12 protein-coding genes are annotated in these 25,344 nt (G+C 76.3%); 6 read left to right on the forward strand and 6 right to left on the reverse strand.

Features of this window, described 5'->3' with window-relative positions:
- Positions 1-125: 125 nt before the first annotated feature.
- The 3 genes from DEF28_RS16035 to DEF28_RS16045 all read right to left on the reverse strand — a co-directional run bounded on the left by DEF28_RS16035 (position 126) and on the right by DEF28_RS16045 (position 11,097).
- Entirely contained in the window at positions 126-1,580 is a 1,455-nt protein-coding gene (locus tag DEF28_RS16035) for a cytochrome P450 (RefSeq protein ID WP_309485861.1), read from the reverse strand.
- Positions 1,577-10,216 (reverse strand): non-ribosomal peptide synthetase, encoded by an 8,640-nt coding sequence (locus DEF28_RS28835; RefSeq protein ID WP_114446169.1) that lies wholly within the window; start codon positions 10,214-10,216, stop codon positions 1,577-1,579. Before DEF28_RS28835 ends, DEF28_RS16035 begins: the two co-directional genes overlap by 4 nt.
- 623 nt (positions 10,217-10,839) lie before the next feature.
- Positions 10,840-11,097 carry a hypothetical protein gene (locus DEF28_RS16045; protein ID WP_114398341.1) on the reverse strand — a complete coding sequence of 86 codons (258 nt, stop codon included), beginning with the start codon at positions 11,095-11,097 and terminating at the stop codon, positions 10,840-10,842.
- A 385-nt stretch (positions 11,098-11,482) separates the two neighbouring features.
- On the opposite strand from DEF28_RS16045, the gene DEF28_RS16050 reads away from it, so the two are divergent.
- The gene (locus DEF28_RS16050; RefSeq protein ID WP_114398340.1) at positions 11,483-11,722 is read left to right on the forward strand and encodes a hypothetical protein; all 240 of its coding nucleotides are present in this window, start codon (positions 11,483-11,485) and stop codon (positions 11,720-11,722) included.
- 12 nt (positions 11,723-11,734) lie between these two features.
- Complete coding sequence (polX, locus tag DEF28_RS16055) at positions 11,735-13,453, forward strand: DNA polymerase/3'-5' exonuclease PolX (RefSeq protein ID WP_114398339.1); 1,719 nt, start codon at positions 11,735-11,737, stop codon at positions 13,451-13,453.
- A gap of 46 nt (positions 13,454-13,499) precedes the next feature.
- Here the strand turns inward: polX and DEF28_RS16060 are convergent, their stop codons facing one another.
- Positions 13,500-14,759: an NAD(P)/FAD-dependent oxidoreductase gene (locus DEF28_RS16060; RefSeq protein ID WP_114398338.1), complete on the reverse strand. Its 1,260-nt coding sequence runs from the start codon at positions 14,757-14,759 to the stop codon at positions 13,500-13,502.
- Between the two features lie 776 nt (positions 14,760-15,535).
- Between DEF28_RS16060 and DEF28_RS16065 the strand changes: the two genes are divergently transcribed.
- Positions 15,536-18,736: an ATP-binding protein gene (locus DEF28_RS16065; RefSeq protein ID WP_158562849.1), complete on the forward strand. Its 3,201-nt coding sequence runs from the start codon at positions 15,536-15,538 to the stop codon at positions 18,734-18,736.
- A 52-nt stretch (positions 18,737-18,788) separates the two neighbouring features.
- Here the strand turns inward: DEF28_RS16065 and DEF28_RS16070 are convergent, their stop codons facing one another.
- Both DEF28_RS16070 and DEF28_RS16075 read right to left on the reverse strand, forming a co-directional pair.
- Positions 18,789-19,433: a response regulator gene (locus DEF28_RS16070; RefSeq protein ID WP_114398336.1), complete on the reverse strand. Its 645-nt coding sequence runs from the start codon at positions 19,431-19,433 to the stop codon at positions 18,789-18,791.
- Positions 19,421-20,638: a sensor histidine kinase gene (locus tag DEF28_RS16075; protein ID WP_233515332.1), complete on the reverse strand. Its 1,218-nt coding sequence runs from the start codon at positions 20,636-20,638 to the stop codon at positions 19,421-19,423. The genes DEF28_RS16070 and DEF28_RS16075 overlap by 13 nt, the downstream gene beginning before the upstream one ends.
- 401 nt (positions 20,639-21,039) lie before the next feature.
- Here DEF28_RS16075 and DEF28_RS16080 point away from each other — a divergent pair, with 401 nt between their 5' ends.
- From DEF28_RS16080 to DEF28_RS16090, 3 genes are all read left to right on the forward strand, one after another.
- Positions 21,040-21,750, forward strand: a complete 711-nt coding sequence (locus tag DEF28_RS16080; RefSeq protein ID WP_114398334.1) for an ABC transporter ATP-binding protein — start codon at positions 21,040-21,042, stop codon at positions 21,748-21,750.
- Positions 21,747-24,314 carry an ABC transporter permease gene (locus tag DEF28_RS16085; protein ID WP_233515333.1) on the forward strand — a complete coding sequence of 856 codons (2,568 nt, stop codon included), beginning with the start codon at positions 21,747-21,749 and terminating at the stop codon, positions 24,312-24,314. The genes DEF28_RS16080 and DEF28_RS16085 overlap by 4 nt, the downstream gene beginning before the upstream one ends.
- Positions 24,315-24,387: 73 nt before the next feature.
- On the forward strand, positions 24,388-25,344 hold a 957-nt coding region (locus DEF28_RS16090), incomplete at its 3' end, for an ATP-binding cassette domain-containing protein (protein WP_114446170.1).

Raw genomic sequence — 25,344 nt, forward strand, 5'->3', positions numbered from 1 at the left:
GTCGTGGATGCGGCTCGGTTCATCTGGCTCTCGTTCTCCCATGGGGGCGGGGTTTCGAAGTCGTGCGGGGGGATGGCCGGGCCGGCGCCGGTGCGCGGTCGCCCCCGCGGCCGGCGGCCGGCCGGCTACCACCGGACCGGCAGGTGCCACAGGCTGCGCACCTGCATTCCGGCCTTCCACGGCGCCTCCTCCAGGGGTGCCGCCTCCGCGAGGTCCGGGAGCCGGGCGACCAGCCGGCCGAGGCCCTCCTCCATCTCGATACGGGCGAGCGCGGCACCGAGGCAGCGGTGGATCCCGTGGCCGAAGCCGAGGTGCGGGTTGCGCTCGCGGCCGAGGTCGAGCGTGTCCGGGTCCTCGAACACGGCCGGGTCGCGGTTGGCGGACGGCAGGACCGGCAGCACCGCCTCGCCGGCGCGCACCAGGGTGCCGCCCAGTTCGACGTCCGCCACGGCGTAGCGCGCGAAGGCCACGTGCGCGTCAACCGGCACGAACCGCAGCAGTTCGTCGACCGCGGCCGGCGTGACCCCCTCGGCGCGCAGCCGAGCGAGCTGCGCCGGCCGCTCCAGAAGCGCGTGCACGGAGTTCATGAGCTGCGCGGCCGAGGTCTCGTACCCGGCGATCAGCAGGACGGTGGCGAGCTCCACCAGTTCGGTCTCGGACAGGCGATCGGAGTCGTCGCGCACCCGGATCAGCTGGCTGACCAGGGCCTCGTCCGGACTGCGGCGGCGCTCCTCGACGAGTTCGCCGATGTAGGCGTGCATGGCGGCGGTCCGCTCGCGCGCCTCGCCGGGCGGCAGCGCGGTGGTACTGGAGAACGCGACCAGCCACTCCTGGAAGCGGTCCCGGTCGGCGAACGGGATGCCCAGGAAGTCGCAGATGACCAGGCCGGTCAGCGGCAGCGCGTAGTCCTCCACGATGTCGCCCGGCGGGCCGGTACGCACCATGGCGTCGATGAGCTCGTCGGCGGTCGCGCGGATCCCCGGCCGCATGGTCTCGATCCGGCGCGCGGTGAAGGCCCGGGCGAGCAGCCGCCGCAGCCGGGTGTGGTCGGGCGGGTCGGTGCCGAGGATGCTGGTGTGGACGGGGTCCGGGGTGAGCCGCGACTCGTCGTGCAGGGCGGTGGCGGCCCGGCTGAACCTGGGGTCGGTGAACACGGCGCGGACGTCCTCGTGGCGGGTGACCAGCCACGCGTCGTCGCCGTGCGGTGGCCGCACGCGGAGCAGCCCGGGCCGGCCGCGCAGGTCGGCGTAGCGGGGATCGACGGTCAGCCCGTCGTACTCGCCGAACGGGTAGGGCACTGGAGGCTCGGCGGGCCCGACCGGGCCGGACGCCGCCGGAGCGGCCTGCCGCGCAGCCGGCGGCGGGCCGTCCGCCGGGGTCGCCGGTTCCGCCGGGCGCAGGTCGGTCCACTCGGCCGCCACGTGGGCGAGGCAGCCGTCGCGGGTGTCCGCGCCGTGCGCGGTCCGCCAGCCGGCGGGCACCGGAGCGAACTCCGGCCACAGCGAGTGCTGGCCTCTGTCGTTGACCAGGACCAGGTACCGCTGCTCGGGGTCGTCGAAGGTGTCGGGCACGGGGGTCACTTCGCTTCCAGGTCGTGCGGGCCGGTGCCGCCGGCCGGCCCCGGCGGCGGGAAGAACCCGACCCCGGCCAGGTGGTCGACGTACCGGCGCAGCAGGGCGGCGTCAAGGTCCGGGGACGGCACGCCGGAGCCGGCGAGCGCCGCCCCGGTGTTACTCCGGTCGAACCGGAGGGCGCCGAGCCCGAGGAGGGCGGGCACGCTGTCGCTGAGCAGCGCGGCCGCCGCCAGGTCGAGGTCGGTGCGGGTGTGCAGCGCGGCCGTCCACTCCGGCAGCGGGACGGTGCGCAGCGGGTAGCCGGCGGCGTGCAGGACGTCCAGCAGCACCGCGAACGGCAGCGGAGTAGGGCAGGTGAGGTGGTGCCCCCGCCCCATGGACTCCGGCCGGCGCGCGATGTGCACGACCGCGCCGGCCACCCGGTCGACCGGGGTCAGCTCCACCACGGCCTCCGCCGCGCGCACCGCGTCGGGGGCGGTGCCGAGCAGCAGCATGGCCCGGACCAGGTGCCAGAGCGCGTCGTCGGTGCCGCCCGCGCCGGTGCGGGAGTCGCCGCCGATCCGACCCGGCCGGTGCACGGTGACGGGGAGTCCGCGCTCGGCGGCGGACCACACCAGCCGCTCCGCCAGCCACTTGCCCGCGACGTACCCGCTGGGCAGCACCGCTTCGGCGGGCGCGAGCCGGTTCTCGGCCAGCACGTCGGGATTGCCCGTGGTGCCCACCGCGACCGCGGCGGTCGACACGTGGTGGAGGGGGACGGGGCGGGACCGGGCGGCCAGGCGCAGCACCTCGCGGGTGCCCGACACGTTGGTCGCCCACAGCCTCCGGTGGGTCTCGACCGCGCTGACCCACGCGCCGTTGTGGTAGACGGCGTCCAGCCGCTCGGCGAGCTCGTCGAACCGGCGTTCCTCCAGGCCGAGCAGCGGGCGGGCGAGGTCGCCGACCACCGGGACGATCCGCGCGGCCGTCTCCGCCTCCCACAGGCCGTGCCGTTCGAGGGCCCGCCGCAGGCGTGCGGCGGCCGCCTCCTCGTCGGCGGCCCGCACCAGGCAGTGCACCCGGGCCCGGGTGCCGCGCAGCAGTTCCCGGAGCAGGAACGCCCCGAGGAAGCCGGTGGCCCCGGTGAGCAGCACATCGCCGGGGTCGGTGTTGCGGGCGAGCGTGTCGGGGCCGGCGCACGCGACCTCGGGCAGCGGGTCCAGTTCGGTGGCGGCACGGTCCAGGGCGGCGGTCTCCTCCCGGGCGAGCCGGACCGCGTCGGGCGCGGGCCCGGCCCCCGCACCGGCCTCGATGGCGGCGGCGAGCCCCGCCACGTCCGGACGCTCGAACAGCTCCCGTACGGTGAGGTCCGCTCCCAGCCGCCGGCGCACCTCGTTGAGCAGCCGGGGCGCCAGCAGGGAGTGGCCGCCGAGCTCGAAGAACCCGTCGTCGATGCCGACCTCCGGCACCCCCAGCACCTCGGCGAAGACGTCGCAGAGCGCGCGCTGGACGCGGGTGCGGGGCGGCCGGCCGGCGGCCGGGCGGCCGTAGTCGGGCGCCGGCAGGGCTCGCTGGTCCACCTTGCCCGAGGGCAGCAGGGGAACGGCGTCCAGCACGACGACCGCGGCCGGCACCAGGTATGCCGGCAGCACCTCCGCGGCGCGCCGCCGCAGCGCGGCGGGGTCGGGCCGGGGGCGGCCGGCGGCCGGGACCACGTAGCCGACGAGCCGTGCGTCACCGGGCCGGTCGGCCCGCACGACCACGGTGGCGTGTGCGGCATCGGGGTCCGCGGCGAGCGCGGCGGCGACCTCGCCGGGCTCGACCCGGAAGCCGCGGATCTTGACCTGGTCGTCGACCCGGCCCAGGAACTCCAGGTCGCCGGCGCGGGTCCAGCGCACGAGGTCGCCGGTGCGGTACATCCGCTCGCCCGGCCGGCCGAACGGGTCCGCCACGAACCGCTCGGCCGTGGCACCCGGCCGGCCGAGGTAGCCGCGGGCGAGTCCGGGCCCGGCGACGTAGAGCTCGCCGGGGACTCCGGGCCCCACCGGCCCGAGGCGGTCGTCAAGAACGTAGACCCGGGTGTTCACACTCGGCCGGCCGATCGGCGGCACCGCCTCGCCGGCGAGCGGGCGGCTCAGCGTCGCGCACACCGTGGTCTCGGTGGGGCCGTACCCGTTGATGAACCGGCGCCCGGCGCACCAGCGGCGGGCCAGATCACCCGGCAGCCGCTCGCCGGAGGCGATGAGCCACTCCAGCTCCGGAAGCCCCGCGGGGTCCAGCACCGCGAGCGCGGCGGGCGGCAGCACGGCGTGGGTCACTCCGGCGCCGGCGAGGAAACCGCTGAGCTCCGGTCCGGGCGCGAGCCGGTGGGCGGGCGCCATCACCAGCGTGGCACCGGTGAGCAGGGTGCCGAAGATCTCCCAGACCGCGCCGTCGAAGGTCGGGGAGGCGAACTGGACCACGCGGGCCCGCTCGGTCAGCCCGAAGCGCTCGCGCTGGACCTCGGCGAGGCCGGGCAGTCCGGCGTGCGTGACCACGACGCCCTTCGGCCGGCCGGTCGACCCCGAGGTGTGGACGACGTAGGCGGGGTGGTCCGGGCGGAGCGGCGCGATCCGCTCGGCGTCGGTGAGGTCGTCGGCGGAGAGCCGGTCCAGGTCGGCGGCCAGGCCCGGACCGTCGAGGACGACCCGGCGCACCGGCACGTCCGCGAGCTCGGGAACGGCCGCCCCGGTCGACTCCGTGCACACCAGGAGGGCGGGAGCGGCGTCACGGAGCACACGCGCCAGCCGCTCGGCGGGGTGGTCGGGGTCGAGCGCCAGGTATCCGGCCCCCGACTTCAGCACGGCCAGGACGGCGGCGACGAGCCGCGGCGAGCGCGGCAGCGCGAGCGCCACCAGCCGCTCGGGGCCGGCACCGAGCCGGACGAGCAGGCGGGCCAGCCGGTTCGCCTCGTCGTTCAGCCGCCGGTAGCTCCACGCCTCGTCCTCGAACTCCACGGCGACCGCCTCCCCCGCACGGGCGACGCGGCGCTCGAACAGCGCGGGGGCGGGCACGGCCGGGAGGTCGCGGGCGGTGGCGTTCCACTCCACGAGCACCTGCTCGCGCTCGGCCGGGTCGAACAGGCCGAGGGCGCTGACCGGGCGGTCCGGGTCGGCCGCCGCGGCCGCCAGCAGCCGCACCAGCCGGGCGGCGAGCAGCCGCACGGTGTCGGGGTCCAGAACGTCGGCGTTGTACTCGACCACGCCCTCCAGTCCCGCTGCCGCGCCCCCGGCGGGAGCGGGCCGCTCCGTGAGGCTGAACGTGAGGTCGAACCGGGTGGTCCCGATGTCCAGGTGCTCCAGCTCGGCGGCGAGCTCCGGCAGGCGGACCCCGGCCGTGGGCGAGTTCTGGAGCACGAGCATGACCTGGAACAGCGGGTGGTAGGCGAGCGACCGCGCCGGGCGCAGCGTCTCGACCAGCCACTCGAACGGCACATCCTGGTGCGCGTAGCCGGCGAGGTCGGTCTCGCGCACCCGCGCCAGCAGTTCGCGGAACGTGGGATCGCCGGAGACGTCGGCGCGCAGCACCAGCGTGTTGACGAAGAAGCCCACCAGGTCCTCGAACGCCTGGTCGGTGCGGTTGGCGATGGGACTGCCGATGGGGATGTCCTCGCCGGCGCCCATGCGGGTGAGCAGCGCCGCGAGTCCGGCGTGCAGCGCCATGAAGAGGCTGGCGCCGGACTCCCGGGCCAGGGCGCCCAGCGCGGTGTGCAGCTCCGCGGGGACCGTGAACCGCACCGTGCCGCCGGCCTGGGTGGCCGCCGGCGGGTGCGGGCGGTCCAGTGGCAGGGGCACCCGCTCGGGCAGGCCGGCCAGCGCCTCCGTCCAGTGGCGCAGGTGCGGGTGGTCCGGCCGGTCGGCGCCGCCGTAGGCGGCCAGCCGCTCGTGCTGCCACAGCGCGAAGTCGGCGTACTGGACCGGCAGCGGCTTCCACTCCGGCTGCCGGCCTGCCCGCCGGGCGGTGTAGGCGGCGCCGAGGTCGCGCCACAGGGGCGCGAGGGACCACCCGTCGCACGCGATGTGGTGCAGCACCAGCAGCAGCACGTGGTCGTCGGCGCCGGTCTCGAAGAGTTCGGCGCGCAGCGGGGGGTCGGCGGCGAGGTCGAAGGGGCGCGCCGCCGAGGCCCGCAGCAGCTCGTCCAGTCCGGCGGCGCCGCAGCGGGTCACCGGGCACTCCGGCACGACTCCGCGCAGCACGTGCTGGTGGGGCGTGCCGTCCCGCTCGGCGAAGACGGTGCGCAGGCTCTCGTGCCGCTCGACGACGTCGGCGAGCGCCGCGCGCAGCGCCGCGCGGTCCAGCGGGCCACGCAGCCGCACCCGCAGCCCGACGTTGTAGGCGGCGGAGCCCTCGGCCGAACCGTCGAGCCGGTGCAGGAACCACAGCCGGCGCTGGCCCGGGGAGAGCGGGATCTCGCTCGGGCGCTCCCGCGGCGCCGGGGCGGAGGAGGCGCCGGCGCGGTCGCCGAGGCGGCGGGCCAGCTCCGCGACCGTGGGCGCCTCGAAGACCGCGCGGACCGGGACCTCGCGCCCCAGGACCGAGCGGATCCGGCTGACCAGCCGGGTGGCCGAGAGGGAGTGCCCGCCCAGGTCGAAGAACCCGTCGTCGATGGAGACCCACGAGACGCCCAAGACGGCGGCGAACAGCCCGCACAGGTCGCCTTCGAGGGCGGTGCGGGGCTCGCGCCCGCCGCCGGAGCCGGTGCCGGGGGCGGGCAGCGCGCGCCGGTCGACCTTGCCGTTGGCGGTGAGCGGCAGCCGGTGCAGCACCATGAGGTCCGGCGGCACCATGTACTCGGGCAGGCGTTCGCGCAGGTGGCGGCGGACCGAGTCCAGGAGCGCCCCGGTCTCCCGGGAGGCCGCCGGGCTGTTGGTGTGCTGGGCCGGGTCGCCGGCGGCGGGCGGGTGGTGGAGGCCGGTGGCCGGCGCGTCGCCGCGTAGGAAGTACACGTCGAGTGAACCGTCGGCGGCGCCCTCGGCGCACCACGTGGTCTCGACCCGGAAGCCGAGGCGTTCGCCGAGTTCGTGCAGCTCTTCGGGGTCGGGGGCCGACGGAGGGCCGGCGATCAGGCGGCGCGCCGCGTCGAGGTCGTCCTCGGCGAGGGCGCGGGCCGCCCGCACGGCGGGCTGGACGCGGGCGTTGGGCACCCCGCGGACCCAGACGCGGGCGGCGGGGCCGGCGTCGAGGAGCCGGCGCCGCAGGTTGTCCAGGTCGGTGCGGCCCTCTTCCCAGGCCATCTCGGCGGTCGCGATGTCCGCGTCCGGGTGCGCCGGCGCGGTCCGCAGCACGGCGTCGTAGCGGTACTGCGACATCTCGTTGTGCGCCCGGCCGCGCTTCACCCGGACGTCCACCGACGTGACCGCCGGCAGCCGGGCGCGCATCGCGTGGAAGAAGTCGGGGGCGACCATGAGCTCCTGCTCGGCGACGAGGTGGCGCTCGACGGCGACCCGCGCCTCGGCGGCGGTCGCCGCGCCGGCCGGGTCGGGGCCCTCGCCGGTCCCGCGGCGCAGGACGACCTCGGTCTGGAAGAGCCGGGCCAGCCGCAGGTCGCGCACGTCGCCGACGAACAGCGATCCGCCCGGTGCCAGGAGCGACACCGCCCCGGTGACGACGTCGGCCAAGTACCCGCCGTTCGGGAAGTACTGGGAGACGGAGTTGACGATGACGGTGTCGAAGCGGCCGGCGGGCAGCCCGTCGACCGACACGGCCGGCTGGACCCGCAACCGGACGCGCCCGGACAGCCGCGGATCCGCCGCGACCGCGCGGCGCAGCGCCTCAACGACCGGAGCGGAGAAGTCGGTGCCCCAGTACTCCTCGCAGTCGGGCGCGAGCGCGGAGAGCAGCAGCCCGGTCCCCACGCCGATCTCCAGCACGCGGCGGGGGCGCAGCGCGCGGATGCGCCGCACCGTGGCGGCGCGCCACTCGCGCATCTCGGCGAGCGGGATGGGGCGCCCGTCGTAGCTGCTGTTCCAGCCGGAGAAATCGGCGTCCGGCGGCGCCCCGGCGGCGACCGCGGAGCCGGAGTAGAGGGAGTCGTAGATCTGTCTCCACTCCTGGACCTGGCTGTCGGCGCTGTCCTCGTGGTCCGCGGGCCGGTCGGCGGCGACCAGGTAGCCGGCGAGCCGCCGCTCCCCGGGGCGGTCCTCGCGGACGGCCACGGCCGCGGCCCCCACCCCCGGGTGGTCGAGCAGCACGTGCTCGATCTCGCGCGGCTCGATCCGGAAGCCGCGGATCTTCACCTGGTCGTCGACGCGGCCGACGAACTCCAGTTCGCCGTCGCCGGTCCAGCGGACGAGGTCGCCGGTGCGGTACATCCGCTCGCCCGGCGGGCCGAAGGGGCAGGCGACGAACCGCTCGGCGGTGCCTGCCGGCCGGCCGAGGTAGCCGCGCGCCAGTCCCCGGCCGGCGAGGTAGAGCTCCCCGGGGACCCCGGGCGGGGTGGGCTGGAGGTGGACGTCGAGCACGTAGCCGCGGGTCTCGTCCATCGGCCGGCCGATCAGGACGTCGCCGTCGGGCCGCCGCTGCACCGGGTGGCAGGTGGCGAACGTGGTGGTCTCGGTCGGGCCGTACACGTTGACGACCGCCGTGTCGGGGCAGGCGTCGAGCGCCCGCCGCACGGCGGCCGGGGAGAGCCGCTCGCCGCCGGTCCACACCTCGCGCACGGAGCGCAGGCACTCCGGGCGCTCCTCGGTCACCAGGTCGAACAGCGCGGCGGTGAGGAACACGGCGGTGACGCCCTCGGCGCGCAGGACGCGCTCCAGGGTGGCCGGGTCGAGTTCACCGGGCGGCGCCAGCACGACACGGCCGCCGCGCAGCAGCGGCACCCACAGTTCGTAGGTGGCGGCGTCGAACGCCTGCGGGGAGTGCGCGAGCACGCGTTCGTGGCCGCCGCCGTCCCAGCGGCGGTCCGCGGCGAGCGCCGCGACGGCGCGGTGCGGCACGCCGATGCCCTTCGGCCGCCCGGTGGTACCGGAGGTGTACATGATGTAGGCGAGGTCCTCCGGGCGCGCGGCGGCCGGCGGCGGCCCCGGGTCGGCGGCGCCGGGGTCGGCCTCGGGATCGACGAGGGCCAGCCCGTCCAGCACGGCGGGTGCCAACGGCGGGGCTCCGGTGCCGGTGACGGCCACCCGCATGCCGGTCTCCTCGACGACCGCGCGCAGCCGCGCCTCGGGCTGCCGGAGGTCGAGCGGCACGTAGCAGCCGCCGGCCTTCACCACGCCGAGGACCGCCACCACGGCCTCGGGCCGCCGGTCCAGCAGGACGCCGACCGGCTGGTCCGGCCCCACCCCGAGCCGGACGAGGCGGTGCGCGAGCAGGTTGGCACGGCGCTCCAGGGCCGCGTAGTCGAGACGGACCGCGCCCTGGGCGACCGCCACCGCCTCGGGCACCCGCCGGGCCTGCTCCTCGAACAGCGCGGCGAGGGTGCGGTCGGGCAGCGGCCGGTCGGTGTCGTTCCACTTGACCACGATCCGGTGCCGCTCGTCCGGGAGCAGCAGGCCGATCGAGGACACCGGCCGGTCCGGCTCGGCGGCCAGCACGTCCAGGACGCCGGCGAAGCGGCCGACCAGGTCGGTGAGGGCGCCGGGCCCGTGGCGGTCGGGAGCGGCGAACGCCTCGATCGCGGGGGCGGCGTCGTCGTGCCGAACGCCAAGCGCCAGGGCGCGCACCGGGCCGGGGCACCAGGTGCGGACGGCGGTCTCCAGTCCGGCGAGCCCGACGGCGGGCTGCGCGGCGAGGGCGACGACCGGCACCGCCCGGTCCCGCCCCTCGATGCCCAGGTCGCGGCAGAGGTCGGCCATACCGTACCGGCCGTGCCGAAGTGCGAGGTCCCACGCCCGCGCGCAGCGGCGGACGAAGTCCGCCCCCGTCTCGGCGGCGCGCACCGGCAGGCTGAGCGGCGGCATCGGGGACGGGGCGGTGCCGGCGCCGTCCACCGCGAGTAATGCGGGGCGGGCCGAGTCCAGCCGGTGGCCGAACAGCGCGACCGCCGCGAGCACGACGTCGGACGGCCGGACGCCCAGGACGGCGGCCGTGCTCCGGCAGGCGGCCGCGGTCGCGGGCCGCAGCGCGAGTTCGTGCCGGTGCGGCGGCAGCCGGTCGGCGCCAGCCGCCGGGACCGCGCAGGCGTCGAGGTCCGCGGCGTGCTCCCGCCAGAACGCGCGGTCGGCGGCCGTGGCCGGTCCGGTACCGGGCGCGAGCTCCCCGGGCGCGGGTGCGGCATCGGGGGCGGCCGTTCCGCTGACCTCCGCCGTGTAGAGCTGGGCGGCCCGGCGGCGGAGCCCGGCGAGCCCGGGCCGCGCCGCGGCGTCCGCGCGGGCCAGCTGCACCCAGCGGTGGCGGTCGGGGGCGAGGCGGAGCACCGCCGTCTCGGGCCCGGCGGCGGGCGCGGGCACCGCGGCGCAGGCGCGGGCGATCCAGCCGTCGGCGGCGGCGACCGGGTCGGGGGCACCGCTGACGTCGATCCAGCGCGGCGGTGCCGGCGGGGTGGTCCCGACCGGCCGCCCGGCACGGTCCGCGCCGGAGGGGCCGGCCGGCGACGCGGTGGCTTCCGCATCCGCGGCGCGCAGCGCACGGTCAAGGGATTCGCGGTCAAGGGGGCCGCGGATATCGACGTATTCACTTATCATGAGCGGTTTTCTCTGAATTCCTGGCTCCGGGTGCCGGACATGTTGTCGGGGGGACGGCATCGGGCGGAGAACGGCCGTGACCGGCCGCCGATCGCCCATTCTTCGGGTGATTCCGCCATGGGCGGACGGTCAGGACGAGCCGAACCGGAAGGAGCCGGCCCTCCTCGCCGCGACCCGGCCTCCGCCGGCGGGACACGGTGTCCGTACTGGACACCTGAGACTGGATCCCCGTCACCTGTGAGCGGCAAACATGGAATTCAGGAATTTTCTCGGGAGCAGCCATATAGAACGGCCATTTCCCGGTTCAACCGAACTCTGCACAGCGAAGAATATCGCTTTTCGGAGTGAGATGCAGACTATGCGAGCTAAGCCGAAATTGTCACTTGATGGCACCGGATGTCCATCCACCGGAAAGGCGGAGATTCAGGATCATTGTCGGCTTTTCGGAAATTTCCGGGGTGCAATCACGGCGGAGGGACGGGTGCCGGACGGCCGCCCGGCACCCCGCCCGCGGGCCCGGAAGGTCAACAGGTAAAACGTGGGTGCCCGCCGCGGTCGAAACCGCGGCGGGCACCCCTTGCGCATCCGAAAGGGTCGGTCCTGTCGTTCCGGTTACAGCGTGGTTACCAGCCCCACCCGCCACGGAAGCCGTCGAAGCCGCCGAAGCCACCGAACCCGCCGAAGCCGCCGAAGAACGGGAAGTGGTGGCGTCCGGTGTGGGCGAACGAGTTGACGCTGGACGTGCCCGCCCCCCCGAACCCGGCGAAGGTCTTCTGGGCGTTGAACGCCGAGGTGTCGGCGAGCGCCATAGCCGGAGCGCCAAGGGCCAGAGCCGGCGCGACGAGACCGGCGACCGCGATTCGACGCAGGGTCTTCTTCATAGAGTCGGTTCCTCCTGTGCAGAGGACCTGGCACCGTGCCAGGCCCGGCTCACCGAGACGGGGGGCGCGCCAGCCTTTTCGCTGCCCGCGGATCCCCCCGGAGCCATGGATCCAGGTTGTACCGATTTACCCCAAATACAAACAGTTAGCGGCTCTTGGGCGGTTAAAGACACTTGTGTCGCTATAGATCGCTTTTGACACAAAATGCGAATCCGGTGGCGGGGCACCCGGTCCGCGGGTCAAGAACGCCCCGCCGCGGCCGCGCACGGCGGAGCGCACCGCGGCCGCCAGGGACCTTCGACACTTCCGGCGGGGGGCGGGGCGGCACGCAGAGTGGTAGGTGAAGCGAAAACGCCGACCGCGGGGAGTCCCGCTGGAGGTTCCGATGAGCACCTGCGACGTCTGCGGCAACGAGTACGACCGTTCCTTCGAGGTGCGCATGGACGGACGGTCCTACGTCTTCGACAGCTTCGAGTGCGCGATCCACCGCCTCGCTCCGTCCTGCCGGCACTGCGGCGTCCAGGTCGTCGGGCACGGTGTGCAGGCTGGCGACCAGATCTTCTGCTGCGTCTCGTGCGCCGTGGCCGAGGGAGCGCACGGGCTGCGCGACCACATCCCGGCCTGACGGAGCGTCCGGATGCGCGCGAACGACGAGGTCGCCGCGCTGCTGGAGGAGTACGCCGACCTCATCGCCATCACGGGCGGCGACGCGTTCAAGGTCCGGGTCTACGAGAAGGCCGCGCGGTCGGTGGCCGGCCACCCCGACGACATCGCCGCCCTGGACGGCGCCGGGCTGCGCGCCATCCCCAACGTCGGGAAGTCGATCGCGCTGAAGATCGAGGAGTACCTGCGTACCGGCGCCATCCACCAGGTGGACGAGATGCGGACCCGCATCCCGTCCGGCGTACGGCGCCTCACCCGGATCCCGACGCTGGGGCCGCGCCGGGCGATGCTGCTGTACGAGGAGCTGGGCATCGCCTCCGTCGAGCAGCTCGCCGCGGCGATCGAGGACGGTGCCCTGCACGGCCTGCACGGGTTCGGCCCCAAGACCGAGGAGAACCTGCTGCACGGCATCGAACTGGTCCGCACGGCCGGGCAGCGCAGCACGCTCGGGGACGCCATGGAGCTGGCCGAGACGATCGTCGGCGAGCTGTCGGCGGTCGCCGGCTGCGAGCGGTGCGGGTACGCGGGGTCGCTGCGCCGCATGCGCGACACCGTCGGCGACATCGACGTCCTGGCCACCTCGGCCCGGCCAGCCGCGCTGATGGCGGCGTTCACCGGGCTGCCCGTGGTCGACGAGGTCATCGCCAGCGGCCCCACGAAGACGTCCGTCCGGACCGGCAAGGGGATCCAGGTGGACCTGCGGGTGGTGCCGCCCGAGGACTGGGGCGCCGCGCTCCAGTACTTCACCGGCTCCAAGGCCCACAACATCCGGACCCGGGAGATCGCGGTGCGCGCCGGTCTGAAGCTGTCGGAGTACGGGCTGTTCGACGTGGCGAGCGGCGACAAGGTGGTCTCACGGACCGAGGAGGAGGTCTACGCCCGGCTCGGCCTGCCGTGGATCCCGCCGCAGCTGCGCGAGGACACCGGGGAGATCGAGGCGGCGCTGCGCGGGGAGCTGCCGGACCTGGTCGCGGAGGCCGACATCCGCGGCGACCTGCACACCCACACCGACCTCAGCGACGGGCTGGCGTCCCTGGAGGAGATGGCGGCCGCGGCCGCCGGGCGGGGCTACTCCTACTACGCGGTCACCGACCACGCTCCCAACCTGTACATGCACCGGACCTCGGACGAGAAGATGCTGGAGCAGCGGGCCCGGTTGCGCGAGCTCGACGGCAGCTTCGGCGGGCTGCGGCTGCTGCACGGCACCGAGCTCAACATCGACCCGGAGGGCGGGGTGGACTGGCCCCCGGAGTTCCTCGCCGGGTTCGACCTGTGCGTCGCCTCGGTGCACTCGCACTTCACCCAGCCGCGTGACGCGATGACCCGCCGGCTGGTCCGCGCCTGCGAGAACCCGCACGTCCACGTGCTGGGCCACCCGACCGCGCGGCTCATCGGCCGGCGCCCGCCGATCGACGCCGACCTCGACGAGGTGTTCCGGGCGTGCGCGCGCACCGGCACCGCGGTGGAGATCGACGCCAGCCCGGAGCGGCTGGACCTCGCGGCCGAGCACGTCCGGCTGGCCCGGCGGCACGGGGTCGCCTTCACCGTCGACAGCGACGCGCACGCGACCCCGCACCTGGCGTTCCTGCGCTACGGGGTCGGCACGGCTCAGCGCGGGTGGCTCACCGCCGGCGAGGTCCTCAACACCTGGCCGCTGGAGCGGGTGCGGCGGTTCCTGCGCCGCGAGGGCTGATCCCCGCCTCCGCCCGCTCCGCCGGTCACGGCGGCCCGGGCCGGGTTCAGCGCAGCGGGTGCAGCGCCGCCAGTTCGGCGGCGGGCCGGCCGGTGGCGACCGCCTCGGCCAGCAGCCGGCCGGTCAGCGGCCCCAGCGCGATGCCCCACATACCGTGCCCCCCGCAGACGTACACCCGCGGCGACGCCGTAGGCCCCACCAGCGGCAGGCCGTCGGCCGTGCACGGCCGCGCCCCCACCCACTCGTCGGCGCGCCGGGTCCAGTCGACGTCACGGAGCAGCGGGCGGGCGGCGTCCACGATCGCGCGCACCCGGCGGCGGTCCCCCGGCCGGTCGGGGCCGGTGAACTCCATCATCCCCGCGACCCGCACCCGGTCTCCCAGGGGCGTGCACACCACCCGCCGCGCGGCGAAGTACGTGGGCCGGGCCGGCATCCCCTCGGCGGGCAGGCTGAAACTGTAGCCGCGGCCGGACTGGACGGGCACCCGCACCCCGAACGGCCGGGCGAGGGGCCCCAGCCAGGCGCCGGCGGCCAGCACCGCGACATCGGCCGACAGGTCACCGGATCCGGCGGTGGCGACGCGCACGCCGGACCCGGTGGCGTGCACCCGGGTGACCGCCGCGCCCTCCAGCACTGTGCCGCCGCGGTCCCGGACGGAGCGCGCCAGCGCGTCGAGGTAGGCGCCCGGGTCCAGGTACCGCTGGCCGTGGACCGCCACCGCGGCGCCGATCCGGTGGCTGAGCGCCGGTTCGTGTTCGCGGGCCTGGTCACCGGTGAGCAGCTCGAACCCGACCTCCTGGCCGGCCGCGCGCACCACCGCCAACTCCTCCACCAGCGGCCGGCGCTCGGCCGCGGTGCCGAACGCGGCGAGGCAGGGTTCGGCGGGCCGGGTGGGCTCGGCGACCCCGCCCTCGGCGAGGGTGTCGTAGGCGGCCAGCGCCTGCCGGTTCAGCGCGGTGTAGGCGCTCAGGGCGACCCGCCAGCGCCGTGTCGTGCAGTTGCGGGTGAAGGCCGCCAGGAAGCGGGCCAGCCGCAGGTCCGCCCGCGGCGGAACGTAGACCGGCGCGGCCGGGGAGAGCAGGGTGCGCAGGCCGAGGCGCAGCGCCCCGGGTTCGGGCAGCGGCACGGAGAAGGCCGGAGTGAGCCAGCCGGCGTTCCCCCAGGACGCCCCGGCGGCGACGTGCCGGCGGTCCACGACCGTCACGTCGATCCCCGCCTCCCGCAGGAACCAGGCGGTGGCCAGCCCGGCCATCCCGGCGCCGACGACGACGGCGCTGCGCGGTGGGCGTGCGGTGTCGGTGTGCATGCGTTCCCTCTCCATGACGCGGAACCGGTCAGAGCGCCGCTCCCGGCCGGGCACGACCGCGGCGGTCGGCGCTCGGCGATCCGGAGCCCGCCCGAAGGCGTACCCCGCTTCGGGGCCGCCAGTTCGCCGCGGGGGCGCGGAGCGTCGGCGGAACATCCGCCGGCAGCGACGTCCAGCGGAGCGCCCCGGTCCTTCCGCCGCCTCCAGCCGCGTGCGGCGGTCACCGCCGACGCCGTATCGCACACCGGGCGGCCGAACACGTCTCCCGCCCCGCGGCCTTCGAGCGCGGGCGGGGCGGGTGCGGGGGCACCCGCCCGGCACACTCCGGCTGCCCGGCGCGGCCCCCGGCGCTCGGGAACGCGTCACGGCGGTACGGGGCCGCGCCACGCGGACCACGGACCAGCGTCGGTGGGCCGCCACCCCGGGGCCCGGCTGCGCCGGGGCCCGCGCCGAAGGCAGGTCCCGGGCAGCGTTGCGCGGATGGCCGGGGAGCGCCCCACGTGTCCCCGGGCCGGTCCCCCGCCGCGAGTGCCACTCCCACCGCCGTACGGCTGCGAGCGGCGCCGGGCAGCCGCCGCGGTCGCCGCACGCCTCTTCGAAGCGGAGCCGGTCGGGCCCCTGCCCCCGCCGGATGCCGCGCGGGTCCGGCGAGCTGCACCGGTGGCGAGGCGGGCGCCGCCGAACACCGCGGGACGGCCGGGCGCGGGTCATCCGGCGAACGTCCGATATCGGACGTTCGCCGGATGACCGGACGGGTCTCTGGAAGACTCGGCCGTGTGCGCGTGTCGGTGTTGGGGCCCTTCGAACTGCGTGACAGGGAGCGTCGGCCGATTCCGCTCGGCGGCCGGCGGGTGGACCTCCTGCTGGCCCGGCTCGCGCTTGCGCCCGGACGCGTGGTCGCGGCCGGGACGCTGATCGACGACCTGTGGGACGGCGACGCGCCCGCCGGAGGCGGGGTGAACGCGCTGCAGCGCCTCGTCTCGCGCGCCCGGCGCTCGATACGGGTCCACGGGGCCGATGGCGACCTCGCCGTGGAGTCCCGGCCCGGCGGCTACCTGCTGGCGGTGGCCCCCGACGAGGTGGACGCGTGCGGCTTCGAGCGCCTGGCCGCGGCCGGACGGCGGCTGCTGCGCGAGGGCGCCCCGGAACGGGCCGCCGACGCGCTGCGGGCGGCGCTGGAGCTGTGGCGCGGGGCGCCGCTGGCGGAGTTCGACGCCGCGTTCGCCGTCCGGGAGGCGGCCCGGCTCGCGGAACTGCGCTCGGTGGCGGTGGAGGACCGCGCGGAGGCGGAGCTGCGCCTCGGCCGGCCCACCGACGTCATCGCCGATCTCGACGCGCTGTGCGCGCCGCCCCGCCCACGGGAGCGCGCCACCGGGCTGCTCATGCGCGCCCTGGTCGCGGACGGACGGCGGGCCGACGCGCTCGCCGTGTTCGAGCGCACCCGCGCCGCGCTCGCCGACACGCTCGGCGCCGACCCGTCCCCATGGCTCCGGGACCTGCACGTCGCCCTGCTGCGCGCCGACGCCGGGACGGTCGCTCCCCCCGGCCAGCGCCCGGGGGCCGCGGCGCCGGGCCCGGTACCGCGGCCCCCGGGCCGGCTGACCCGGTTCGTGGGCCGCGACGCCGACCTGGAGCGGCTGCGCGCCGCGCTGCTCCGGTCCCGGCTGGTCACGCTGTTCGGCGCCGGCGGCGCCGGCAAGACCCGGCTGGCCACCGAATTCGTCGCCCGCGAGGCGTCGGGGCCGGACGCGCCGGCGTGGTTCGTGGAGCTCGCCGCACTGCGGCCGGGCGCCGACCTGGCGGAGGCGGTCGGCGCCGCGCTCGGCCTGGGCCGGACACTGCTGCTGGACCCGTCATTCCCGGCCCGGGACCGCTTCGACCAGCTGGTCGCAGCGCTGTCGACCGGGCATCCGCTGCTCGTCCTGGACAACTGCGAGCACCTCCTCGACGAGGTGGCCCGGTTCGCGACCCGGCTGCTGGCGGCCTGCCCGGGGCTGCGCGTCCTGACCACCAGCCGCGAACCGCTGGCCGTCACCGGCGAGGCGCTCTGCCAGGTCCTCCCCCTGGAGGTGCCGGAGTCCACCGAGGGCGCCGAGCGCTCGGCCGCCATCCGGCTGTTCCTGGACCGCGCCGCCCTCGTGCGGCCGGAGTTCGCGCTCCAGGGGGACGACGCCGAGGCGGCCGTGGAGATCTGCCGCCGCCTGGACGGGCTTCCGCTCGCCATCGAGCTCGCCGCGGGCCGGCTCCGGGCGATGACCGCGCGGCAGGTGGCCGATCGGCTGGACGACCGGTTCCGGCTGCTCAGCGCGGGCAGCCGCGCGGCGGTGGTGCGGCACCGCACGCTGCGCGCGGTGCTGGACTGGAGCTGGGACCTGCTCACCGAGAACGAGCGCGTCCTCGCCCGGCGGCTGTCGGTCCTCGTCGGCGCCGTCACGGAGGAGGCGGCGACGGCGGTCTGCGCCGGCGGCGGCCTGCCCTCCCGGGACGTGCCCTACCTGCTCGCCTCCCTGGTGGAGAAGTCGCTGGTCGGAGTGGTCGAGGACGAGCCGGGCGCGGTGCGGTACCGGATGCCCGAGACCACCCGCGCCTACTGCTGGGAACGGCTGGCCGAGGCCGGCGAGCGCGACCGCGCGGAGGCGGCCGGTGTGCGGCACTTCCTGGCGCTCGCCGAACGCGCCGCGGCCGGGATGCGCGGCGCGCGGCAGCCGGAGTGCGTCGCGCTGCTGGACGCGGAGTACGACAACGCGGTGGAGTCGCTGCGGCGGGCGATGGCCGGCGGGGACGCCGGGACGGCGGTGCGGTTCGGCCTCGCGCTCAGCTGGTACTGGGTGATGCGCGGCCGGTATGTGGAGGCCGACCGGTGGTTCGGCGAGCTGCTGGCGCTGGGCGACCGGGTCCCCCGGGACGCCGCCGCGGTGTTCGCGGCGGTCCGGATGGTGATCCCGGCGCCGGTGGACGACGACCGGGTCCGCGGCACGGTCGAGGCCGCCCGGCTGGCGCGGGACAGCGACGCCATGGCGCGGCACGCGGTCCTCGGGGTTGTCGAACCGAAGTGCTGGCTGCTCGTCGGCGACTACGCGGCGCTCGCCGCCAGCGCCGAACGCGCCCGCCGGCACCCCGATCCGTGGGTGAACGCGGCAGGTGACGCCTCCCTCGGGCTGGCGGCCGAGGCCGCCGGGGAGGTCGAGACGGCGGAGCGGCACCTGACCGCGGCGCTGGAGGCGTTCCGCCGGCTCGGGGACCGCTGGATGACCGGCCAGCTCACGGGGACGCTCTCCGGCTTCCAGTCGCTGCGCGGGGACCACGCGGGCGCCGTCGCCGGCCTGCACGAGGCCCTGGCCGCGGTCCGGGAGGTCGGCTCGCCGGACGACCTCACCCCCCTCCTCATCCGGCTGGGGGACGAGCGGCTGCGCCGCGGCGACCACGCCGAGGCGGAGGCGGCCTTCCACGAGGCGCGCCGGGACACCCGGCCGCTCGCGCCCGAGTACCGGATCCAGGTGACGCTGGGGCTCGGGGAGCTGGCCGCCGCGCGCGGGCGGCCGGAGCGGGCCCGGGAGCTGTACCGGGAGGCGGCGCGGCTGCTGGACGACGCCGTGTTCGGCGCGCGGTACCTGCGGGTGGAGGCGGCGCGCAGGATCGGCGCTCTGGAACTGGCCGAGGGGGACCTCGCCGCGGCCCGCGCCACGGCGGCCGGGGCACTGGAGCTCGCCGCCGCCTCCGGTGACATGGCGATGCTCGCCGGCGCCGCCGAGCTGATGGCGGCCGTCACCCTGGGGGAGGGCTCCGCCGCGGCGGCGGCCCGCCTGCTGGGGGCGGCCGAGCGGCTGCGCGGGGTCCGGGACGACGGCAGCCCGGCGGTGCGCGACCTCGTCGCCGCCCTGACGGCCGCCCTCGGCGCGGACGGTTACCGGCGGCACTACGGGGAGGGAGAGCGCGATCCGTCCGCTGCCGTGGGGTTCCCGGTGGGCGGACCGTGACGGGCCGGGGCGGGCGCGGCCCGGTCCCCCGCCCGCCGCGGCGGCGCCGCGGTCAGCTCCGCAGGAAGGCGAGCACGGCCAGCACCCGGCGGTGCCCGGGGCCGGCCGGCGGCAGGCCGAGCTTGGTGAAGATGTTGCCGATGTGCTTGCTCACCGCGGCGGCTGACAGCTCCAGCAGCACGCAGATCCGCTGGTTGTCGTGCCCCTCGGCCATCAGGGCGAGTACCTCGCGCTCACGGCAGGTGAGGGTGGCCAGCGGGTCGTCGGGCTCGCTCCGGCTGAACAGCTGGGCGACCACCTCCGGATCGAGCGCCGTTCCGCCCGCGGCGACCCGGCGCAGCGCGTCGACGAACTCCTCGACGTCACCGACCCGGTCCTTGAGCAGGTAGCCGATGCCGCGGGCGTCGTCGCCGAGCAGGTCGGCAACGTAGCCGCCCTCGACGTGCGCCGAGAGGACCAGCACCGGGAACCCCGGTCGGCGGCGCCGCACCTCGGCGGCGGCCCGCAGGCCCTCGTCCCGGAAGCCCGGCGGCAGCCGGACGTCGACCACCACCGCGTCGGGCCGCCGTTCGCCGACGAGCTCCGGGAAGCCCTCGACGTCGCCGACCGCGCCGACCACCTCGATGCCCTCCGTCTCCAGCAGCAGGACCAGCCCTTGGCGGAGCAGGGCGTCGTCCTCGGCGATCAGCACGCGCATGGCAGTTCCACCCGGATCGTCGTGGGCCCGCCGGGCGGGCTGGCCACCTCGGTGCTGCCGTCGAAGGCGGCCACCCGCCGGCGGATGCCGGCGAGCCCGGTGCCGGCGCGCTCGTCGGCGCCGCCCGCCCCGTCGTCCCCCACCTCGACGCGCAGCGTGCGCCCGTCGGCGCTGATCCGGACCCAGGCCCGGGACGCGCCGCCGTGCTTGGCGACGTTGGTCAGGCACTCGGCGACCGCGAAGTAGGCGGTGGCCTCGACCGCGGCCGGGATCCCCGCCAGGTCGCCGGCCTCCACCCGGCACGGCACGGCCGAGCGGGCGGCCAGCGACGCCACGGCGCTGCCGAGGCCGCGGTCGGCCAGGATCGGCGGGTAGATGCTGCGCACCACCTCGCGCAGTTCGGCCAGCGCCTCCTCGGCGGCGCCCTGCGCCACCCGGACGAGCTCCAGCGCCCGGGTCTGGCCGGGGTCGATCACCCGCTCGACGATGCCGAGGTGCATCCGCACCGCCACCAACCGGTTCTGCGTGCCGTCGTGCAGGTCGCGCTCGATCCGGCGCAGCTCGGCGCCGTGCGCCTCAAGGGCCTCGGTGCGGGACGTGGTGACCTCGGCGAGCCGCGCGGAGAGCCGGGCCTCGCGGGTGGAGGTCAGGGCGCGGTGCGCCAGGCGGGCGTGCAGCCCCGAGAGCCGCGGCGCGAGGTACCCCAGCAGCGCGAGGTGGCCGAGGCCGGCCACCGGGGCGGCCAGCGCCGCGGGCCAGGAGTCGACGGGGTAGAGCGCGGGCGTCAGCGCGATGCCCGGCGGCAGCGTCCACCACCAGAGCGGGATCGTCACGCAGATGGCCGCGCCGAGGGCCGGTACGAGCACGGCGAGGCCGAGCGGCAGTCCGGCGACGGCGTTCATCCCCGTCCAGCGCAGTTCCCGCCAGAATCCGGTGATCTGGTAGGGCCGCGATCCGGGACGGCCCTTCGGAGCCGGCGCGGAAAGCGGTCGGCCGAGGAGTTCGGAACTCATCCGGAGGTCCCGCGCGGCCGTTCTTTCCACGGTGCGCAGCAGGACGGAGAGCAGTGGGAAACCGACACCGAGCACGGAAAGCGCCTGGGCGCACGCCACTCCTGCCAGCAGGAACCAGGACGCGAACGCCACACCGGACGCCCGCGCGAGATAACGCAGGCCGGAAAGCGTGTCCGCCGCCCGCTTTCCCACGCCGAGGGCACTGATTCGCGCGGCTATTCCCGTGGTCCCCGGCCCGGCGCGCACGCCCCGCTCACCGGCCACCGGAGGCGGCTCCGCCCCGGGGCTCCCTGGCGACCAGGGGTTTTGGAGGGCCCGTGCGCGGCGGCGGGGGATGACCCACATCCGGCCGCCCGCCTTCCCCCGACGGACACCCGGACATTTTTCGGTACGCACCGAAAATCCGTTCCGCACCGGCCCGCGCCACATTCGCCCCGCTTTCTGGCTTTACTCGGTGACACCTATGGTAACTTCGCGATGATTTACCAGGACGGGAGAATGAAGTGACCAGGAGAACCGGTGGGAACGAATTCGCCCTGAGACCGGAATCGGATGCTCGAACAAAAGGGGATTCGGACGGCGACGCACTCAGAATGATCGCGGTAACCAAGGATTATGGAACGGGAGGCAGCCGGGTTCAAGCACTGCAAGGTATATCCGTATCGCTTGCCAGGGGCGCTTTCACGGCCGTAATGGGTCCATCCGGATCGGGTAAGAGCACGTTTCTGCACTGCGCCGCCGGCCTCGACCGCCCGACCAGCGGCGAGGTGTGGCTCGGCGGTACCCGGCTGACCGGCATGCGCGAGGGCCGGCTGACCCGGCTGCGCCGCGACCGGATCGGCTTCGTCTTCCAGAGCTACAACCTGCTGCCGGCGCTCTCCGTCGAGGACAACGTCACCATGCCGCTGCGCCTCGGCGACCGGTCGCCGGACCGCGCGTGGTTCGAACGCGTGGTGACGCGGGTGGGTATCGCCGGACTACTCGACCGCCGGCCGGCGGAGCTCTCCGGCGGCCAGCAGCAGCGGGCGGCGGTCGCTCGGGCGCTGGTCACCCGCCCCGACGTGATCATGGCGGACGAGCCCACCGGCGCGCTGGACTCCCGGACCAGCGGGCAGGTGCTCGCGCTGCTCCGCGACGTCGTCTCCGACCTCGGGCAGACCGTGCTCATGGTCACCCACGACCCGGTCGCCGCCTGCCACGCGCACGACGTGCTGTTCCTCGCCGACGGCCGCCTGGTGGAGCGCCTGACCGCGCCGACGCCCGAGGCGGTCGCCGAGCGGATGACGCGGCTCGGGGAGGGGTGAGCGTGTTCGCGATCGCGTGGAAGACCCTGCGCGCGCGCCGCGCGGCCTTCGCCGGCGCGTTCACCGCGCTGTTCTGCGGCGCGGCGGTCATCACCGCCTCGGGGATCCTCCTGGAGTCGGGCGTGCGCTCCACCGTTCCGCCGGAGCGCTACGCGGGTGCCGACGTCATGGTCGGCGGGAACCAGACCCTGCGCATCCCGGGCGGCGACCTCACCGTCGCCGAGCGGCTGCCGGAGCGGGTGACGCTCCCCTCGGAGGTGCGCGACGCGGTCGCGGCGGTCCCCGGGGTGCGGGCAGCCGTCGGCGACTACGACGTCCCGGTGGCCATCGCCCCCGTCGAGGGGGATGCCGTCGTTCCCGCGGCGCCCCGGGTGACCGCCGCCCACGGGTGGGACTCCGCGGTGCTCGGGCCGTTCTCCCCGGACGAGGGGCGGGCGCCCGAGTCGGATTCCGAGGTCGTGCTCGACGCCGCGCTGGCCGCGGCGGTCGGGGTGTCCCCTGGCGACGAGGTGCGGATCGTCGCCGCCGCCGCGCCGGCCGTCTACCGGGTCGCGGGGACCGTCACCGCGCCCCCGGGCGCGCCGCTGGAGCGCAGTCACACCGTCTTCCTGACCCCGGCCGAGGCCGCCCGCCTGTCCGGCCACCCCGGCCGCTTCGACGCGGTGGGCGTGCTCGCCGAGGACGGCGCCGACCCCGGCGCGCTGGCGCGCTCCATCGAGGACGCGGTGCCGGAGGTGACGACCTACACGGGCACGGCGGCCGGCCGGCTGGAGTTCGCCGACGTGGCGGCCTCCCGATCGCTCCTGACGCTGGTGGCGGCCTCGTTCGGCGGCATGGCGATGCTGGTCTCGCTGTTCGTGGTGGCCATCACGCTGGCGCTGTCCGTGCACCAGCGCCGGCGGGAGTTCGCGGTCCTGCGCGCGATCGGTTCGACACCGCGGCAGATCCGCCGGCTCGTGGTCGGCGAGGCCCTGCTGGTCGCGGCGTTCGGCGGGGTGCTGGGCTGCCTGCCCGGCATCGTGCTCGCCGACGTCCTGCGCGGGCTGTTCGCGCGGATCGGCGTGGTTCCCGACGACCTGCCGCTCGCGGTGGGCCCGCTGCCGCCGCTGGTCGCCGTGCTGCTGGTCGCCGGCACCGCCGCGCTCGGGGGGCTGGCCACCGCGCACCGCCCGGCCCGGATCAGCCCCGTCGAGGCGCTGCGCGAGGCGGCGGTGGACGGCGGCGAGCCGCCCCGGTGGCGGCGGACCGCCGGCGCGGTCTGCCTGGGGGCCGGCGCGGTGGCCGCGCTGACCCCGCTCTACGTCCGCGGCGAGGTCGGTGCCGCCGGCACCGGCAGTGCCGCGCTGCTCATGGTCATCGGCCTGGCGCTGCTCGGCCCGGTGGTGCCGCGGCGGCTGGTCCGCCTGCTGGGCGCCCCGTTGCGCGGCGGCCGGGTCACCGGCTTCCTGGCCGCGGCGAACAGCGAGGCCGGTGCGCGCCGCACGGGTTCCGCGCTGGTCCCGCTGGTGCTGGCGATCGGCTTCACGGTGACCCTCGTGTACACGCAGAGCACGCTGGCCGCGGCGGCCGTCGCGCAGACCCGGGAGGGGCTGGCCGCCGACCTCGTCCTCGCCGACACCGGGTCCGGCGGCGTGGCCGCCGAGGTCGTCGAGGAGGTGCGGAGCACGCCGGGGGTGGCGGTGGTGACCTCGGTGACGCCCACGACCGTCTTCGTCCCGTTCACCGTCTTCGAGGACCGCGACCTCGCCGCCCTGCCCGCGCGCGGTGTCGACCCGGACGGGCTGGCCGCGACCGTCGACCTCGGGATCGCGGACGGCGACATCGCGGAGCTGCGCGGCGACGCGGTCGCCATGGAGCGGTCCCAGGCCGAGCTGCTGGGGCGCGGTGTCGGCGACACGGTCGAGATGTACCTAGGGGACGGCACCCCGGTCGAGCTCACGCTGGTCGCCACCTACGAACGCGGGATCGGCTTCGGGACGGTGACCTTGCCGCGCGAGGTGCTGGAGGGCCGCACCACCGCCCTGCCCGGCCGCCTCCTGGTCCGCACCGCCGAGGACGCGGACCCCGCCGCGGTGGCGGCCGCCCTCGACGCGCTCGGCGAGCGCCACCCGACGCTGTCCCTGGTGGACCGGGACGGCTTCGCCTCCGGCGCCCGGGCGGAGGCCGCGCTCGCCGGCTGGGTCAACCTCGTCGGCCTGGCCGTGATCCTCGGTTACATCGCCATCGCGGTGGTCAACACGCTGGTGATGGCGACCGCGGGCCGGTCCCGGGAGTTCGCGCTGCTGCGGCTGGTCGGGATGTCGCGGTGGCAGGTGCTGCGGGTCGCCGGGTGGGAGGCGCTGCTGCTGGTCGGCGCGGCCGCGCTGCTCGGTACCGCGGTGGCGGTGCTCCCGCTGGCCGCGCTGGGCACGGGGCTGCTCGGCGTCCCGCTGCCGGCCGGCCCGCCGCTGGTCTACCCGGCGGTGGTGGCGGGGGCCGCGCTGCTGGGCGTGCTCTCGGTGCTCGTGCCGACCTGGGCGTGCCTGCGCGGCCGGCCGGTCGAGGCCGTCGGAGTACGCGAGTAGCGCGTGTCAGCGGGCTGTGGGGCGGGTGTCAGAGCACCCGCCCAGGCTGGCCCGCGAGAAGGAGGAACCCCCCATGACACTCGCGATCCAGGCAGAGGGCCTGGTCAAACGATTCGGCGCGACCACGGCGCTGGCCGGCGTCGACCTCGCCGTACCCCCGGGAGGCATCCTGGGGCTCCTGGGACCGAACGGCGCCGGGAAGACGACGACCGTGCGCATCCTGGCCACCCTGCTCCGGCCCGACGCCGGACGGGTCGCCGTGGCCGGGATCGACGCCCTCGCCGACCCGGTGGCGGCCCGCGCGGCCATCGGCCTCACGGGGCAGTACGCCTCCGTCGACGAGGGGCTCACCGGGGCGGAGAACCTGGTGCTGATCGGCCGGCTCCTGGAGCTGCCGGGCCCGGCGGCCCGGAGGCGGGCGGCCGAGCTGCTCGACCGCTTCGACCTGACCGAGGCGGGCGACCGCCCGGTGCGCACCTACTCGGGCGGCATGCGGCGGCGGGTCGACCTCGCCGCCAGCCTCGTGGGCCGCCCCCGGGTGCTCTTCCTCGACGAGCCCACCACCGGCCTGGACCCGCGCAGCCGCGGCCAGGTCTGGGACATCGTCCGCTCGCTCGCCGACGAGGGGACGTCGGTGCTGCTCACCACGCAGTACCTGGAGGAGGCCGACCGGCTGGCCGACCGGATCACCGTGATCGACCGCGGCCGCGTGGTGGCCGAGGGCCGGGCCGACGAGCTGAAGCGGCGCACCGGGGTGCAGACCCTCCACGTCCGGCTCACCGAGCCGGCGGACGCGCCGCGGGTCGCGCGGATCCTCGCCGAACTCACCGGTGCCGCCCCCGCCGCCGACGCCGAGGCCGGGCTGCTCACCGCTCCGGTCGACGACCCGGTGCTGCTGTCCGCGCTGGTGCGGCGGCTGGACGAGGCCGCCATCACGGCCGACGAACTGGCGCTGCGGCTGCCCAGTCTCGACGAGGTGTTCCTCGCCATCACCGGCACCGCCGCGGGCGCGGCCCCCTCCGGAGACGAC

Source organism: Marinitenerispora sediminis (genome assembly GCF_003336425.1).
GTDB lineage: Bacteria > Actinomycetota > Actinomycetes > Streptosporangiales > Streptosporangiaceae > Marinitenerispora > Marinitenerispora sediminis.